The sequence below is a fragment of the Ligilactobacillus sp. WC1T17 genome (assembly GCA_900110005.1).
Classification (GTDB): Bacteria; Bacillota; Bacilli; order Lactobacillales; family Lactobacillaceae; genus Ligilactobacillus; species Ligilactobacillus ruminis_A.
Map to the genome: position 1 here is coordinate 136377 of FOCC01000001.1, position 14308 is coordinate 150684.

Annotated in this window: 13 protein-coding genes; 4 read left to right on the plus strand and 9 right to left on the minus strand. The window is 40.4% G+C overall.

Annotated elements, in window-relative coordinates; genetic code table 11:
• Positions 1-23 precede the first annotated feature (23 nt).
• Positions 24-785, plus strand: coding sequence for a nicotinamide riboside transporter PnuC (pnuC, locus tag BMX26_RS00660; RefSeq protein ID WP_075529550.1), 762 nt, complete (start codon positions 24-26; stop codon positions 783-785).
• Positions 786-1855: 1070 nt separating this feature from the next.
• Here the strand turns inward: pnuC and rpsR are convergent.
• The 9 genes from rpsR to dnaA form a co-directional block, all read right to left on the minus strand.
• On the minus strand, positions 1856-2092 hold the full coding sequence (gene rpsR, locus BMX26_RS00670; protein WP_003695889.1) for a 30S ribosomal protein S18: 237 nt from the start codon (positions 2090-2092) through the stop codon (positions 1856-1858).
• 20 nt (positions 2093-2112) lie between these two features.
• Entirely contained in the window at positions 2113-2643 is a 531-nt protein-coding gene (ssb, locus tag BMX26_RS00675) for a single-stranded DNA-binding protein (protein ID WP_075529552.1), read from the minus strand.
• A gap of 40 nt (positions 2644-2683) precedes the next feature.
• Positions 2684-2974 (minus strand): 30S ribosomal protein S6, encoded by a 291-nt coding sequence (gene rpsF, locus BMX26_RS00680; protein WP_075529553.1) that lies wholly within the window; start codon positions 2972-2974, stop codon positions 2684-2686.
• Between the two features lie 233 nt (positions 2975-3207).
• A complete protein-coding gene (gene gyrA / locus BMX26_RS00685) occupies positions 3208-5670 on the minus strand; it encodes a DNA gyrase subunit A (protein ID WP_075529554.1) in 2463 nt (820 codons plus the stop codon).
• Between the two features lie 40 nt (positions 5671-5710).
• On the minus strand, positions 5711-7669 hold the full coding sequence (gene gyrB / locus BMX26_RS00690) for a DNA topoisomerase (ATP-hydrolyzing) subunit B (RefSeq protein WP_075529555.1): 1959 nt from the start codon (positions 7667-7669) through the stop codon (positions 5711-5713).
• 48 nt (positions 7670-7717) lie between these two features.
• Entirely contained in the window at positions 7718-8878 is a 1161-nt protein-coding gene (gene recF, locus BMX26_RS00695) for a DNA replication/repair protein RecF (RefSeq protein ID WP_075529556.1), read from the minus strand.
• Position 8879: 1 nt separating this feature from the next.
• A complete protein-coding gene (gene yaaA, locus BMX26_RS00700; RefSeq protein ID WP_075529557.1) occupies positions 8880-9107 on the minus strand; it encodes a S4 domain-containing protein YaaA in 228 nt (75 codons plus the stop codon).
• A 310-nt stretch (positions 9108-9417) separates the two neighbouring features.
• Positions 9418-10557, minus strand: a complete 1140-nt coding sequence (dnaN, locus tag BMX26_RS00705) for a DNA polymerase III subunit beta (RefSeq protein WP_075529558.1) — start codon at positions 10555-10557, stop codon at positions 9418-9420.
• Positions 10558-10727: 170 nt separating this feature from the next.
• Positions 10728-12083 carry a chromosomal replication initiator protein DnaA gene (gene dnaA / locus BMX26_RS00710; protein WP_075529559.1) on the minus strand — a complete coding sequence of 452 codons (1356 nt, stop codon included), beginning with the start codon at positions 12081-12083 and terminating at the stop codon, positions 10728-10730.
• Between the two features lie 566 nt (positions 12084-12649).
• On the opposite strand from dnaA, the gene rpmH reads away from it, so the two are divergent.
• From rpmH to BMX26_RS00725, 3 genes are all read left to right on the plus strand, one after another.
• Positions 12650-12784, plus strand: coding sequence for a 50S ribosomal protein L34 (gene rpmH, locus BMX26_RS00715; RefSeq protein ID WP_003697606.1), 135 nt, complete (start codon positions 12650-12652; stop codon positions 12782-12784).
• A gap of 65 nt (positions 12785-12849) precedes the next feature.
• On the plus strand, positions 12850-13206 hold the full coding sequence (gene rnpA, locus BMX26_RS00720; RefSeq protein WP_075529560.1) for a ribonuclease P protein component: 357 nt from the start codon (positions 12850-12852) through the stop codon (positions 13204-13206).
• Between the two features lie 10 nt (positions 13207-13216).
• Positions 13217-14056 carry a YidC/Oxa1 family membrane protein insertase gene (locus BMX26_RS00725; RefSeq protein WP_075529561.1) on the plus strand — a complete coding sequence of 280 codons (840 nt, stop codon included), beginning with the start codon at positions 13217-13219 and terminating at the stop codon, positions 14054-14056.
• Positions 14057-14308 lie beyond the last annotated feature (252 nt).

The following is a 14308-nucleotide window of genomic DNA, read 5'->3' on the forward strand; positions in this document are numbered from 1 at the left end:
AAAAATCTTGGGAGGAATTATTCATGTTTGATCGTTACAAAGATGTCTTGACACATCTGCCCGAATATTCACATAACGTCTTTAGAAAGGGATACTTTACTTGGCTGCTTAACCAATGTAAGGGCTGGGGCGCTTTAAGCTACTTACTTTTGGCCTTTAACTTTGTTTTACAAATTATTTCTTTAGTGCAATCATTTGGCCAAACACCTCTGCAATCAATCATTGCTTTTATCGGTGGTAACCTTTCTGTCGCTTGTGTTATCGGTATCTCTAACCGTTCCGGCATCCAAGGCTGGGCCGGAGCTATTTCAGCTATCTGCATTGCTACTACAGGTTTTATGGCTGGAAACTTTGCCACTGCCTGGGAACAAATCGGCTACCTCTTCTTCTTGGATCTCTTTTGCATCCTTGATCCTAAGTGGAACGATAATATCCAAGCTGAAAAGTTTTCTTCTTGGGTTGAATGGATTAAATACGGCATTTTCTTTGGTTTTGCCTGGGTAATTATCTACTTTATCTTTAGCTTAACCAGTGATCCACGTGTCTTCTTAGACAGTTTGAACTTAGCTATGGCTATTACAGGATCCCTGCTTGAATTGAACCGTAAACGTGAACAATACTATGTTTGGACTATTTCTTCTATCTTCACTATTGCCCTTTGGACGCAAACTATGCTGCAAGGCGATGGCAACTTTGCCTTAATTTTCAGCTACAGCATCTTCTTCTTAAATGATATGTATGCTTTCTTCAGCGCTCGTGGCTGGTTCAGAAATACCGTTCAATAATATCGTAAAAAAAAGAGGCTTTTAGGCCTCTTTTTTTATCCACAAAATGTTCCCCGCTTATTTTACATCCCATAACCGCTCCCAAAAGCACCCTGGTGTAGTACGGCTTTTGGTCGCATAGGCTTTTAGCGCTAAGGCTCCACCGCCTTGATGGCTAAAGCCATACGGCGTTGGTGGAGCAAGCTTAGCGTACAAAGCCTAAGCATTCGCCAAAGCACCCTGAATAAAAAACCCGTAAGCGGGGAAACTTACGGGAAAAAGGTTATGTTATTGGGGAAATTACCGCCTTGGAGGTGGCGGACCTTTACTTACATAAAAAAAGGGGAGAAGGTTGATTTCTTATCTCAACCTATGGCTAAAATAATACACGAGATAGTTTAAGGAAGAGTAGTGATTTTTTTTATTTTTCATTAAAAAGACTTGGAAAATCATTAATACGTAAGAGCGGTTATTTCAGGCAAAGATGCCCTGCTTTCAAGCCTGGTTTAATTAGGAAAAACTTGGCTTACGACTCATGACAATTCGCCAAAGCACCCTGATTTTAGTCGGGCAAAACTTCGCAGGCTGCTAGTGACAAGAACCTGTCTCTTGGGAGCTTTCAGCTCCACTGCGAGCCAGGCTACTTGTCATACGAAGCCTAACCGCTCCCAAAAGCACCCTGGTTTATCCACAGAGTTATCCACAATTTCTGTGGATAAGTAGTTTTAAGCTAAAAAAACTCCGCGGTTGGGGCGCCGCGGAGAAAAAGGTATGTTATAGGGAGTATACTTGCTGCCATTGGGGCATGACAGCTTTTCTTTCTGCTTATAAGGGGGAGTGATAGACTGAATTTCATTTCAATCTATGCTTATATAATAGCAACGACATTTTAACTTTCCTTGTATTTTTAGTAAGTATTCCATTATCTTTTTATTTCACTTTCGCTAATATCATGATAGATTTTAGAATTATACTTGAAAAAATCCCATCTTTTAGCCCTCTTGTCAAAAAAAATTTTATTTCTTTGGCATTATCCACAAAAGCGCAAAAAAAGAAGCTGGCAAAAATTCCAACTTCTTTTTGACTTCTTTTTAGTCTTCTGCTACGAATGGAAGCAAGCCCATGATACGAGCACGCTTGATAGCAACAGTTAACTTACGTTGGTTCTTAGCGCTTGTGCCTGTAACACGACGTGGCAAAATCTTGCCTCGTTCAGAGATAAAACGCTTGAGCAAGTCTGTATCTTTGTAATCGATGTATTCGATGTGGTTAGCTGCGATGAAGTCTACCTTACGGCGACGACGTCCGCCTCTACGTTGTTGTGGCATAGTTTTCCCTCCTCTAATTATTAGAATGGCAAGTCATCATCTGCTACATTAACACCGGAGTTTGAGCCACCTTGAACTTGATCAAAGGGATTAACTTCCGGTTGACCCTGCGTAAAACTTTGTGTAGCTCCACTTGGTTCGCCGTATGGGTTTTGGTTGTAAGTTGATTGACTTGGGCTTTGAGGAGCTTGAGCTTGATTGCCATTTTGTGCACGATACCGCTCAGATTCTGACCTTGATTCAAGTAAGGAAAAATTCTCAGCTACAACTTCAGTCACATAAACACGGTTGCCTTGCTGATTTTCATAATTACGTGTTTGAATACGTCCTTCGATTCCAACAAGTGAACCCTTATGTGTAAAGTTAGCGAAATTTTCAGCTGACTTGCGCCACATAACACAACTGATAAAATCGGCTTCACGCTGACCATTTTGGTTCGTAAAATTCCGATCAACAGCTACTGTAAAATTAGCTACAGCAGCACCAGCCGGTGTATAGCGTAATTCAGGGTCTCTGGTCAAACGACCAACTAAAACGACATTGTTAATCATCGCTTGCTCCTCCCTTTATTATATAAGATAAAATTCTTAATTATGCTTCGCGCTTAACGATCATATGACGCAAAATGCCTTCATTGATCTTAGCAAGACGGTCAAATTCGTTGATAGCGTCTGCGTTTTCAGCTTTGATGTTTACGATGTGGTAGATACCTTCTGTGAAACCACCAATTTCGTAAGCAAAACGACGCTTAGACCAGTCTTTTGAATCTACGATTTCAGCACCATCGTTCTTTAAAACGTTGTCGAAACGTTCTACCAAAGCACTCTTAGCTGCTTCATCTAAAGATGGGTTGATGATGTAAGTAATTTCGTAATTTGTCATGACTGTTTGCACCTCCTTATGGACATTTGGTTCTTATTTTCAGAACAAGGAGAATCTAAAGCATTTTTGCGATTAGATACTCACGAATTTAAATTATAGCATTGTTAGCCGTATTTTGCAACAATTTTCATTGTTTTCTTTAATTACTTACATTATTAAAAGACGCTTTTTTAGCTGAAATTATCCTGCCAAAATAAAAAAAGAAATCAATTGCTTGACTTCTTTTTTCTTAATTAAGCTTCGCTATCATCAATAGCTGGTTCTTTTTCAGGCGCAACTTTGGCCATCGTTGAAACTTGTGCTCCTTCATCAAGGTTAATCAAATGAACCCCCATGGTTGCACGTCCTGTCGTGGAGACATTTTGAATATTGAAGCGGATCATCACACCTTTATCGGTGATAACCATAATATCTTCATCACCTTGAACCGTCGTCAAACCAGCTAATTTACCATTCTTAGCTGCGACATTCAAGGTCTTAATTCCTTTGCCACCGCGACCTTTAATTGGATATTCGGCGGCTAAAGTTTGCTTGCCGTATCCTTTTTCTGAAATAACAAAAACTTTACTGTCTTCTTTAAGTAAAGCAGCCCCGACAGCGTAATCACCTTCGCGCAAACGAACACCCATCACACCTGAAGCCGTCCGTCCCATCTGACGCACCTTGCTTTCGTTGAAGCTGACTGCATAACCATCATGCGTTCCAATGATTAAGTTTTGGTTGCCGTCTGTGATAGCAACATTCAACAACTCATCATTATCCCGTAAAGTAATCGCCTTAAGCCCGTTCTTTCTGATATTGGCAAATTCCTTCACCGAAGTCCGTTTAACCACCCCGTGGACGGTTGTGAAGAATAAGAAGTAATCATCATTTTTCTGCTTATTTTCAACATTAATAACCGTCTGAATCTTTTCACCATCATCTAAGTTGAGTAGGTTAATAACCGGAATACCTTTAGCGGCCCGGCCATATTCGGGCACTTCATATCCTTTGAGTTTATAAACTTTACCTGTATTGGTGAAGAATAACAATTCATCATGGGTTGAAGTCGTCAGCATCTGTTCGATAAAGTCATCATCATGCACACCCATTCCTTGGATACCACGGCCACCGCGATTTTGAGTCTTAAAATCACTGGTTGGAAGCCGCTTGATGTAGCCGTTATGGGTCAAAGAAATAACGACATTTTCTTCTTCAATCAAGTCTTCATCTTCGATACTCAAGACTTCGCCTACCATCAATTCAGTCCGACGTTCATCACCGAATTTTTCTTGAATTTCAAGTAATTCTTGATAAATGATATTGTGTACTCGGTCAGCATTAGCCAAAATGTCTTGATAGTCGGCAATAGCTGCCATCGTCTTGTCATATTCAGCTTCAACTTTTTGTCTTTCCAAACCGGTCAAACGGACTAACCGCATATCCAGGATAGCTTGAGCTTGTTTATCAGACAGGTGATATTCGTTCATTAAGCGGTCTTTAGCAACTTCACCGCTTTGTGAATTACGGATAATATCAATAATCGCATCGATATGATCCAAGGCAATCTTCAAACCTTCTAAAATGTGGGCCCTAGCCTTGGCTTTCTTAAGATCAAAAGCGGTTCTTCGTCTGATAACTTCTTCTTGGTGCTTCAAATAATACTGCAAAATCTGCTTTAAACTGAGAACTTTTGGTGCCCCGTCAACAATTGCCAGCATATTGAAGGTAAAAGAAGTCTGCATCAAGGTTAACTTGTAAAGGTTGTTCAAAACCACTGAAGGACTGACATCACGTCTAATATCAATCGTAATCCGCATGCCTTCACGGTCAGATTCATCTTTAATATCGGTAATACCGTCAATCTTCTTTTCACGTGCCAAATCAGCAATCCTGGTAATCAAGTTAGCCTTGTTAACCATATATGGAATTTCATGCACGATAATTTGCGACTTGCCATTGCTTTGTTCTTCGATATCAACTTTAGCCCGCAAAGTTACCGTTCCATGCCCTGTTTCATAGGCTTTTCTAATCCCTGATTTGCCCATGACAATCCCGCCGGTTGGAAAATCGGGTCCGGGGATTTTATCCATTAATTCTGCTGTAGTCACATCTGGATTTTCCATCAATAAATGCAAACCGGAAATAACTTCGCCCAAATTATGCGGCGGAATATTGGTGGTCATCCCAACCGCAATCCCAGTGGCCCCGTTGACCAAAAGATTAGGGAACCGGGCCGGCAAAACAACCGGTTCTCTTTCGGTTTCATCATAGTTAGGCTGAAAATCAACGGTATCCTTATTGATATCCCGCAGCATTTCCAAGGTAATTTTTGACATTCTGGCTTCCGTATAACGCATAGCCGCAGCACTATCACCGTCAACCGAACCAAAGTTACCATGGCCGTCAACTAACATATAGCGGTAGCTGAAATCTTGCGCCATCCGCACCATTGATTCATAAATGGCTGAGTCGCCGTGGGGGTGATATTTACCCATAACATCACCGACAATACGCGCTGACTTCTTATAAGGCTTATCAGGGGTCACGCCTAATTCATTCATCCCATATAAAATACGACGGTGAACCGGCTTTAACCCATCGCGCACATCAGGCAGGGCCCGGGCCACAATAACACTCATGGCATAATCCAAAAATGATGTCCGCATCACTTTGGAAAGATCGACATTTTTAATACGATCAGGTAATTCTACCAAGTCACATTCACTCCACTTCTAAATTTGAAAAACATCCATATTAAACATCCAAGTTATTCACAAAGACGGCATTATCTTCAATAAATTGGCGCCGCGGACCGACTTGATCGCCCATCAGCATTTGGAAGACTTCGTTGGCCTCTTCAGCATCTGACAAGTTAACCCGAAGTAAGCGCCGATTTTCAGGATCCATCGTGGTCTCCCACAATTGTTCAGCGTCCATTTCGCCTAAACCTTTATACCGTTGCACAACCGGCTTAGGACTTGGCGGCAGCTGTCCCATAACTTCTTTTAATTCTTCATCTGAATCAATATACTTAATCATCTTGCCTTGACGAACTTGATACAAAGGCGGTTGAGCAATATAGACATAGCCTTTTTCAATCATCGGCTTCATGAAACGATAGAACAGAGTCAACAGCAAGGTTCTGATATGTGCCCCGTCAACATCGGCATCCGTCATGATAATCAATTTGTGGTAATTAGCTTTTTCCACATCAAAATCATCCCCAAAGCCAGTACCTAAAGCTGTGAATAACGATCGGATTTCTTCATTGGCCAAAATTCGGTCAAGTCCCGCTTTTTCCACATTTAAAATCTTGCCTCGAATGGGCAAAATAGCTTGGGTCAACCGTGAACGTCCCTGCTTAGCTGAACCGCCGGCGGAATCCCCTTCGACAATGAATAATTCTGAAATTTCAGGATCTTTGCTGGTGTTATCGGCTAATTTACCCGGTAAATTGGAAATTTCCAACCCATTCTTCTTGCGGGTAACCTCACGCGCCCGCTTAGCTGCGACCCGCGCTTTTTCTGCCAGCATCCCTTTTTCCACAATCTTCTTGGCCACACTAGGATTTTCCAGCATAAACTTGTTGAACGTTTCGGAGAACATCTTATCCGTAACCGTCCGTGCATCAGAATTACCCAATTTGGTCTTGGTCTGCCCTTCAAACTGCGGATCTGGGTGTTTGATAGAAACAACTGCTGTCAACCCTTCTCTGACATCTTCCCCGCTCAGATTAGCATCATTTTCCTTTAAAATACCTGTCTTGCGAGCATAATCGTTAATCACCCGGGTCAAAGCTGTCTTAAATCCAGCTTCGTGTGTCCCACCTTCATAGGTGTGGATATTATTGGTAAACGTCAGCAGGTTGCTGTGGAAATCTTCTGTGTATTGCAAAGCAACTTCAACCGTAATACCCTTTTGTTCGCCTTCCACATAGATTGGTTCGTCAAACAGAACTGTCTTACCCTTATTTAAATATTCAACGTAGTGCTTAATCCCGCCAGCATAGTGGAATTCTTGATAAGTAGGTTCCTCAGGCCGCTGGTCTGCAATTGTAATTTTCAAACCTTTATTTAAGAAAGCCAGTTCTCGAATTCTAGTCGTCAAGACTTTAATGTCGTAAACCGTGGTTTCTCTAAAAATATCTGGATCAGGCCAGAAATGAACTCTGGTCCCATGTTCGTGTTCTTCGCAGTGACCAATCACCGTCATCGGATGGTTGACTTTGCCTAAAGTAAAATCAATCCCATAAACATTAGTATCGCCTTCCCGCTTAACTTGTACATCCAGCTTGGTTGACAAGGCGTTAACGACGGAAGCACCAACCCCGTGCAGCCCGCCGGATACCTTATAACCGCCACCGCCGAATTTACCGCCGGCATGGAGCACCGTATAGACGGTTTCAAGGGCTGGACGTCCCGTTTTTTCTTGAATATCAACCGGAATCCCACGCCCATTATCCTGCACCACAATACTGTTATCTTTTTCAACTGTGACATTGATTTCATCACAAAATCCAGCTAAAGCTTCATCAATACCGTTATCGATGATTTCCCATACTAAATGGTGCAAACCTTGGGAACTGGTCGAACCAATGTACATCCCTGGGCGCTTACGCACAGCTTCCAGGCCTTCAAGCACTTGAATTTGGCTGGCATCATATTCTTTAGCTTTTTCTTCTTTAATCTTTTCAAGCTTTTCTTTATCAGTCACGTCTGCTACCCGCTATGTTATTCACATAGTCTTCCTTTCTTTTGTTGATTACTTCTGATGAGGATAAAAAATCTGCGTCTTGGTTTTATCCCCAGTTTCAATTTGTCCCTTGTGGATATAAAACATCTTGGGTTCCTTAATGAGTTTTTTGGCAACATCGTTGAGTGCCGGTGTGGTCAAAAAAGTCTGAACCTTGTCTTGGATGGCCTTTAACAAGTGTGTTTGCCGCTTGCCGTCAAGCTCTGACAAAACATCATCTAATAAAAGCACCGGGTATTCACCGGTTTGGTCATGCATCAAATCGATTTCAGCCAATTTGACCGCTAGCGCCGTAGTCCTTTTTTGACCCTGAGACCCATAAATCTGCACATTCTTACCATTAACCTTAAATAAAACATCATCGCGGTGTGGACCAATCAGGGTCGTTCCCTGAAAAATCTCTTTATCCACATATTTTTGAAATGTCTGTGTATAACATGCTTCAATTTCTGTTCGCGATAACTTCTGGATCTGGTCATGAATGCTCGTTTTATATTCGATTTTGAGCTGTTCTTTATCTTGCGAAATCTGTGTTTGAATCTTGGCTGCGTACTGCTCTAATTGCGCCAAAAAATAGCATCTTTTCTCCAAAATAAAAGCCCCAGCCTTCACGAGCTGGGCCGTTAGTACTTCTAAATAAATGCGGTCATCTGCTTTTTTTTGCTGCAACTGTTTCAAATAGCTGTTGCGGTTCTTTAAAATAGTGCGATATTTAGTTAATTCATGCAGGTAGGCTGCATCAATTTGACCAAACTCCATATCGACAAACCGCCGGCGCACCGCGGGGCTGCCTTTAACCAAAGCCAAATCCTCCGGTGCAAATAAAATAACATTTAAATTACCGATATATTGTGATAAACGCGTTTGTTCCAGCTGGTTGACCCGCGCCTTTTTGCCTTGTTTAGTCAAAGCCAAGGATAATCTGACTGAACCTAAGTGCTTTTGGACCCTACCTTCAATAAAGGCGCCTTCTTTGCCTTCAAATTCAATCAATTCCCGGTCATTAGCCGTCCGATGGCTGCGAGCCATCGCTAAAACATAAATTGCTTCAAGCAAATTCGTTTTGCCCTGAGCGTTTTCCCCAATCAAAATGTTGATATGTGGAGAAAATTCTAATTCTTGCTCATGATAATTGCGGAAATGCCGCAATTTAAGCTTTTCAAGATACATTCTAAACTCCAGCTTGCAGGTGATACTCGCCATATTGCGCAATTGTGATTAAATCACCTGGATAAAGCTTACGGCCCCGCCGATTTTCATGTTCCCCATTCACGAGGATTTGATCAGCATGTTCAGCTAAAAACCATTTAGCTTGACCGCCTGATGAAATAACGTCAGCAATTTTCAACAACTGCCCCAAAGTAATGTAAGGAGTTTTCAGTTTTAGCTCTTCTGCCATGTTTTTTCTTCCTTTCATAGCTAAGAATCCACTATAAATTATACCTTTTTTACCGGCAAAAAACAAATTTTCAGGCGCTTTAAGGCCTTTTATTTTTATCCAGTAGGAATTGTCTTTAACATAGCAAAATCCTTTATATCAGAAAATATGGACATTAAAAAGCACAATAGCCAAATTTTACCCTCTTGTATAAGCTTTATGCTGCCTATATGGAAATTTTTTAATATCATTATCAAAAAATGAAATCTTATCCACAAAAATATATGTAAAAAAGGCAGCCGGAAAGCTGCCCTTTAAGTTATCCACCGCTTTAAGCTGTTCTAACCGGTGTGATTAATTGTACAAAACTGCCATCGTCTTCCGCAGGTACAATTGTGAATGGCCGCAATGGCATGGTGAAGTTTAATTTTACATCGCTTTGACCAAATGACTTCAAAGCATCCTTCATATAATCTGGGTTAAAGAAGATTTCAATACCGCTGCCTTCTAATTTGGCAAATTGCAGTTCTTCTTCAACATTGCCGACTTCAGGTGTGTTACCAAATAAGATTGCTTTTTGATTATCCGCATCAAGCGTTAATTTGATGACGTTGTTATGTCCTTCATGTGATAACAGCGAAGCCCGTTCAATTGAATGCAGCAATTGTGGTGCATCAATTTCCAGCATCGTATCGTGGCTTGTTGGAATCAGCTGATCTGTGTTTGGATATTGGCCTTCAAGCAGACGTGAATAAAATGATGTATGGTCAAGTAAGAATAAGACTTGATTTTCCGAAATTTGCAACTCAACGTCTTCATTCACATCGCTTAACATCCGTGACAATTTATTTAAAGATTCACCAGGAACTAAAATATCATATTTACCGGTAATGGTTGATTCCAAATTAGCTTTTCTTTGGCTTAACCGGTGGGAGTCTGTAGCTACCGCTTTTAATTCATTAGCTGCAATAGTCAAATGAACCCCGGTTAACATTGGACGTGTTTCTTGTTTTGAGGTTGCAATAACGGTTTGATCAATGACCTGTTTTAAAAGATCACTTGGCAATTTAATTTGTTCACGGGAATCGATTTCAGGCAAGTGTGGATAAGCTTGAGCATCAATCCCATTAATACTGAATTCAGCTGGTCCCGAAATAATCGTTGTTTGCAAGCGGTCATTGACCGTAACCTGCATTTGATCAGCTGGCAGCTTTTTAACAATTTCCGAGAAGAAACGGGCTGGTAAAACAATGCTGCCAGGTTCTTCAATATTTAAAGCCGCATGCTCATCAGCAATTGATAAGATGGTCTCAATTGAGATATCTGAGTTGCTGCCGGTTAAGGTTAGAGCATCTTCTGATAAGTTCAGTTTAAGTCCTGATAAAATTTCTAAAGTTGTCTTACCAGAAATTGCAGATAAGGCTGTGTTTAAGTATTGTAAAAAAGCAGTGCGCTGAACAGAAAATTTCATAGTAATCCTCCTTGGGAATATATATATTATTATAAAAAAATAGTAGTAATAGTAGGCCTTGTGGATATTGTGGAAAACACGAGTAAGCCTATCATATTAAGGAAAAGAGCCTGTGCATAACTTGTGGACAAAAATGTGGGTAAGTTCTTGCTTAATACACAGGTGGAAAATTAACGTTTAAGCTCTTTGGTTAATTCATCAATATCTTTTTTGATATCAACATCAGTTTCCACAGCTTTAGCAATTTTGTCATGCGCATGAATGACAGTTGTATGGTCTTTACCACCAAAGTCATGACCGATCTTGGGTAAAGAAGCGTCGGTCAGTTCGCGTGCGAGATACATGGCAATTTGGCGCGGGATAACAATTGATTTAACCCGTTTTTTGCCTCGCAATTCGGAAACTGTTACATGGAAATATTTAGCAACTTTAGCTTGAATCTCGGGAATGGTTAATTCATGTTCGATGCCTTCCTGGTCTAAACTATTCAAAGCTTCCGCAGCTAAACTGGTTGAAATCGGTTGTCCGCTTAAATGGGAAAAAGCCGAAACTCTTTGTAAGGCTCCTTCTAATTCACGGATATTTGAAGCGATTTTGCCGGCAATATAATTTAAAGTATCATCAGGAATTTGCAGATGATCACTGGCTGCTTTTTGCTTCAAAATAGCAGTTCTGGTTTCAAGGTCAGGCGGGGTGATGTCCACTGAAAGCCCCCAGCGAAAACGTGAAACTAAGCGGTTTTGCAGCTTAGGAATTTCGTTTGGCAGCCGATCTGAAGTTAAAACGATTTGCTTTTTATCATCATATAGAGCGTTGAAAGTATGGAAGAATTCTTCTTGTGTTCCATCTTTGTCGGCAAAAAATTGGATATCATCAACTAAAAGCAAGTCTAAATTGCGATATTTTTGCCGAAATGCTTCATTGTTCTTATTTTTGATGGAATTGATGAAATCATTGGCGAAAACTTCACTGGTGACATACTTCACACGGGCATCCGGATTTTCTTTGAGCATCTTATTGCCGATAGCATGCATCAGGTGCGTTTTGCCCAAGCCAACGCCTCCATAAATAAAGAGCGGATTATAGTAGGTCGCCGGTTCTTCAGCTACAGCTAAGGCAGCTGCGTAAGCCATCCGCGTCCCGTTGCCGTCGACAAAAGTTTCGAAGGTATATTTTTCATTAAGCTGAGTATCATTAGCCGTTGATAAAGGCCTAATTACCGGGCTTTGTGAGCTGTCAATCTGTGACGGATCCTCATTTGTTATCAGCGGATTAGGTTCATCAGGCAGTTTAACCAAGACGGTAATTTTATGTCCCAGCGTAGCTTCTAGCATTTGTTCAGCTTGGGTAACCAAATTTCTTGTCCAATAATCGCGGTGGACGACTGAGGGTACATCTAAGAGCAGAGTATCGTCAGTAAATTGAACAGGATTAGCTGCTTTTATCCAAGAACGAAAGGAGACAGGTGAAATTTTCGTTTGAAAATATTCGACCAAAAGCTGCCAAATTGAGTCAAGATTTAGCAAAAAAAAACCTCCTTTTTTGATTTATTTGACTAAACCATATTGTAACATGTCTCAAAGGAGTTTTCCACAAGTTAAGAAAAAAAGGCTAAAAAAGCAGGGCATTTTTCCACAGAGAGTGGATAAGTCACTTTTAGAAATCCACAAGCTGTGATTTGTTTTTTGAACAATTTGTGGATAACTTCAAAGCTAAGTAAAATTGTAACAAGTTATGCACAAACTTGCTGATGCGCATTTAACTTGATATGACAGGAACTAGAACGATTTTTTGGCAAGTAATAAACAAAAATAACAAGCAGTTACCAACAGGGTGTTAATTGTGCGTAAATTTGTGTATAGTCCTGTGTTTTTTCACAAACTAATACACAAGCAGCTCAGTCAAAAAGTGGATATCTTGGGCAGAAATGTGGATAAAAAAACGAAGCTGAGTTCAGCTGAATAATTGCGCTTTTTGAAAAAATTGCTTTAATTTTAGACTGAAGTATGATACTATTACATGGTAAGTCTTAATTTGACTTAGACTGTCTAAAAAGACACGTTTTTTTATTAAATACTAGGAGGTGAATGTAATGAAGAGAACATTCCAACCAAAGAAGCGTCATCGCCAACGCGTACACGGCTTCCGTAAACGTATGAGCACAGCCAACGGCCGTAACGTCTTAGCACGTCGTCGTCGTAAAGGCAGAAAAGTATTGTCTGCATAGGCCACTGGACCGTCAGTGGTCTTTTTTTTAAGTTTGTTGGCCAAGCATGAATTTGGAGATATCTTATGAGAAAGTCATACCGCGTCAAAAAAGAAGCGGAATTTCAAGAAGTCTTTACCCAAGGCAAATCATGTGCCAACCGCCAATTTGTCGTTTATATGTTAGAAAAGCCGAAACAACCGCATTTTAGAGTGGGAATTTCAGTAGGTAAAAAAATCGGCAATTCGGTAGCACGTAATTGGGTTAAACGTCGAATTCGTCAAAGCTTAACAGAATTAAAGCCACAGTTGAAACAAGACTGTGACTTTTTGGTGATTGCGCGTCCAAGTGTTTCTTGGATGTCTACTAAAGAAGTTAAGCAGCACCTGATTCATGTCCTGCAATTGGCTAAAGTCTTGAATGACGACCAAATTGAAAAGTGAGGTAGATCAAGTGAGAAGAGTTAAACATACTAGTGCTCTTTTGGGAATTTTATCCTTGATGCTTGTTCTCAGTGGATGTAGTAACACACCGGTCAATGCTTCCAGCACGGGCTTTTGGGATCACTACATTATCTGGAACTTCATTCGCGCCATCCAAGGGCTTAGTAGCTTTTTCGGTCACAATTACGGCTGGGGGATTGTCTTTTTTACAATCATTGTCAGAATCGTTATTTTGCCATTAATGATTTATCAAATGCGTTCAATGCGTAAAACCACTGAACTGCAGCCGCAATTAAAGGCCTTGCAAGCAAAATATCCTGATCGCAGGGATCCAGAACAAATGCAGCAGTTTACTGAAGAACAACGCAAATTATATGCTGAAGCTGGGGTAAATCCAGTGGCTGGCTGTTTGCCACTTTTGGTTCAAATGCCGATTTTGCTGGCCTTGTATCAAGCTATTTTCCGCTCAGAAACGTTGAAGGCGGGTAAATTTATGTGGATGGAACTTGGAGATAAAGATCCATACTACATTTTGCCGATTTTAGCGGCTTTATTTACCTTCCTAACTTCTTGGCTGAGCATGAAGTCACAGCCGGAGCAAAATGCTATGACATCAGGCATGATGATTTTTATGCCACTGATGATTTTAGTCACAGCGATCAATGTTCCTGCAGCTTTGTCTTTATATTGGGTGGTTACAAATGCCTTTTCAGTAGGACAAACGCTTTTGATTAACAATCCGTTCAAGATTCAACGGGAAAGAGAAGAAAAAGCACGAGCTGAAAAGAGAAAAGCACGTCAATTGCAAAAAGCGCGTGATAAAGCCTTGAATAAGAAGAAAAAGAAATAAACATTGTATTATGAACGGCGTCTGGGTTCTCCCAGACACCGTTCTTTTTTTACAAAAAAACTGAATATATATTGCTATTAAATGTAGGGTTTTTAAAACAAAAAGAGAATATTTATAGTTATAAAATATATATTTTATTTGATGAACTTTAATTAATAATATTAAAAATAGATGCAAAAAAGACTTTATCACAACTATTTAAAAGGATAAATAAAGAGAAATAATAATAATTTTAGTAATTAAAAGGTTTTA

What these genes read in the sequence shown, in the direction of transcription:
- pnuC (WP_075529550.1), top strand. Translation starts at nt 24, where the DNA reads ATGTTTGATCGTTACAAAGATGTCTTGACACATCTGCCCGAATATTCA.
- rpsR (WP_003695889.1), bottom strand. Translation starts at nt 2,092, where the DNA reads ATGCCACAACAACGTAGAGGCGGACGTCGTCGCCGTAAGGTAGACTTC.
- ssb (WP_075529552.1), bottom strand. Translation starts at nt 2,643, where the DNA reads ATGATTAACAATGTCGTTTTAGTTGGTCGTTTGACCAGAGACCCTGAA.
- rpsF (WP_075529553.1), bottom strand. Translation starts at nt 2,974, where the DNA reads ATGACAAATTACGAAATTACTTACATCATCAACCCATCTTTAGATGAA.
- recF (WP_075529556.1), bottom strand. Translation starts at nt 8,878, where the DNA reads ATGTATCTTGAAAAGCTTAAATTGCGGCATTTCCGCAATTATCATGAG.
- yaaA (WP_075529557.1), bottom strand. Translation starts at nt 9,107, where the DNA reads ATGGCAGAAGAGCTAAAACTGAAAACTCCTTACATTACTTTGGGGCAG.
- dnaN (WP_075529558.1), bottom strand. Translation starts at nt 10,557, where the DNA reads ATGAAATTTTCTGTTCAGCGCACTGCTTTTTTACAATACTTAAACACA.
- rpmH (WP_003697606.1), top strand. Translation starts at nt 12,650, where the DNA reads ATGAAGAGAACATTCCAACCAAAGAAGCGTCATCGCCAACGCGTACAC.
- rnpA (WP_075529560.1), top strand. Translation starts at nt 12,850, where the DNA reads ATGAGAAAGTCATACCGCGTCAAAAAAGAAGCGGAATTTCAAGAAGTC.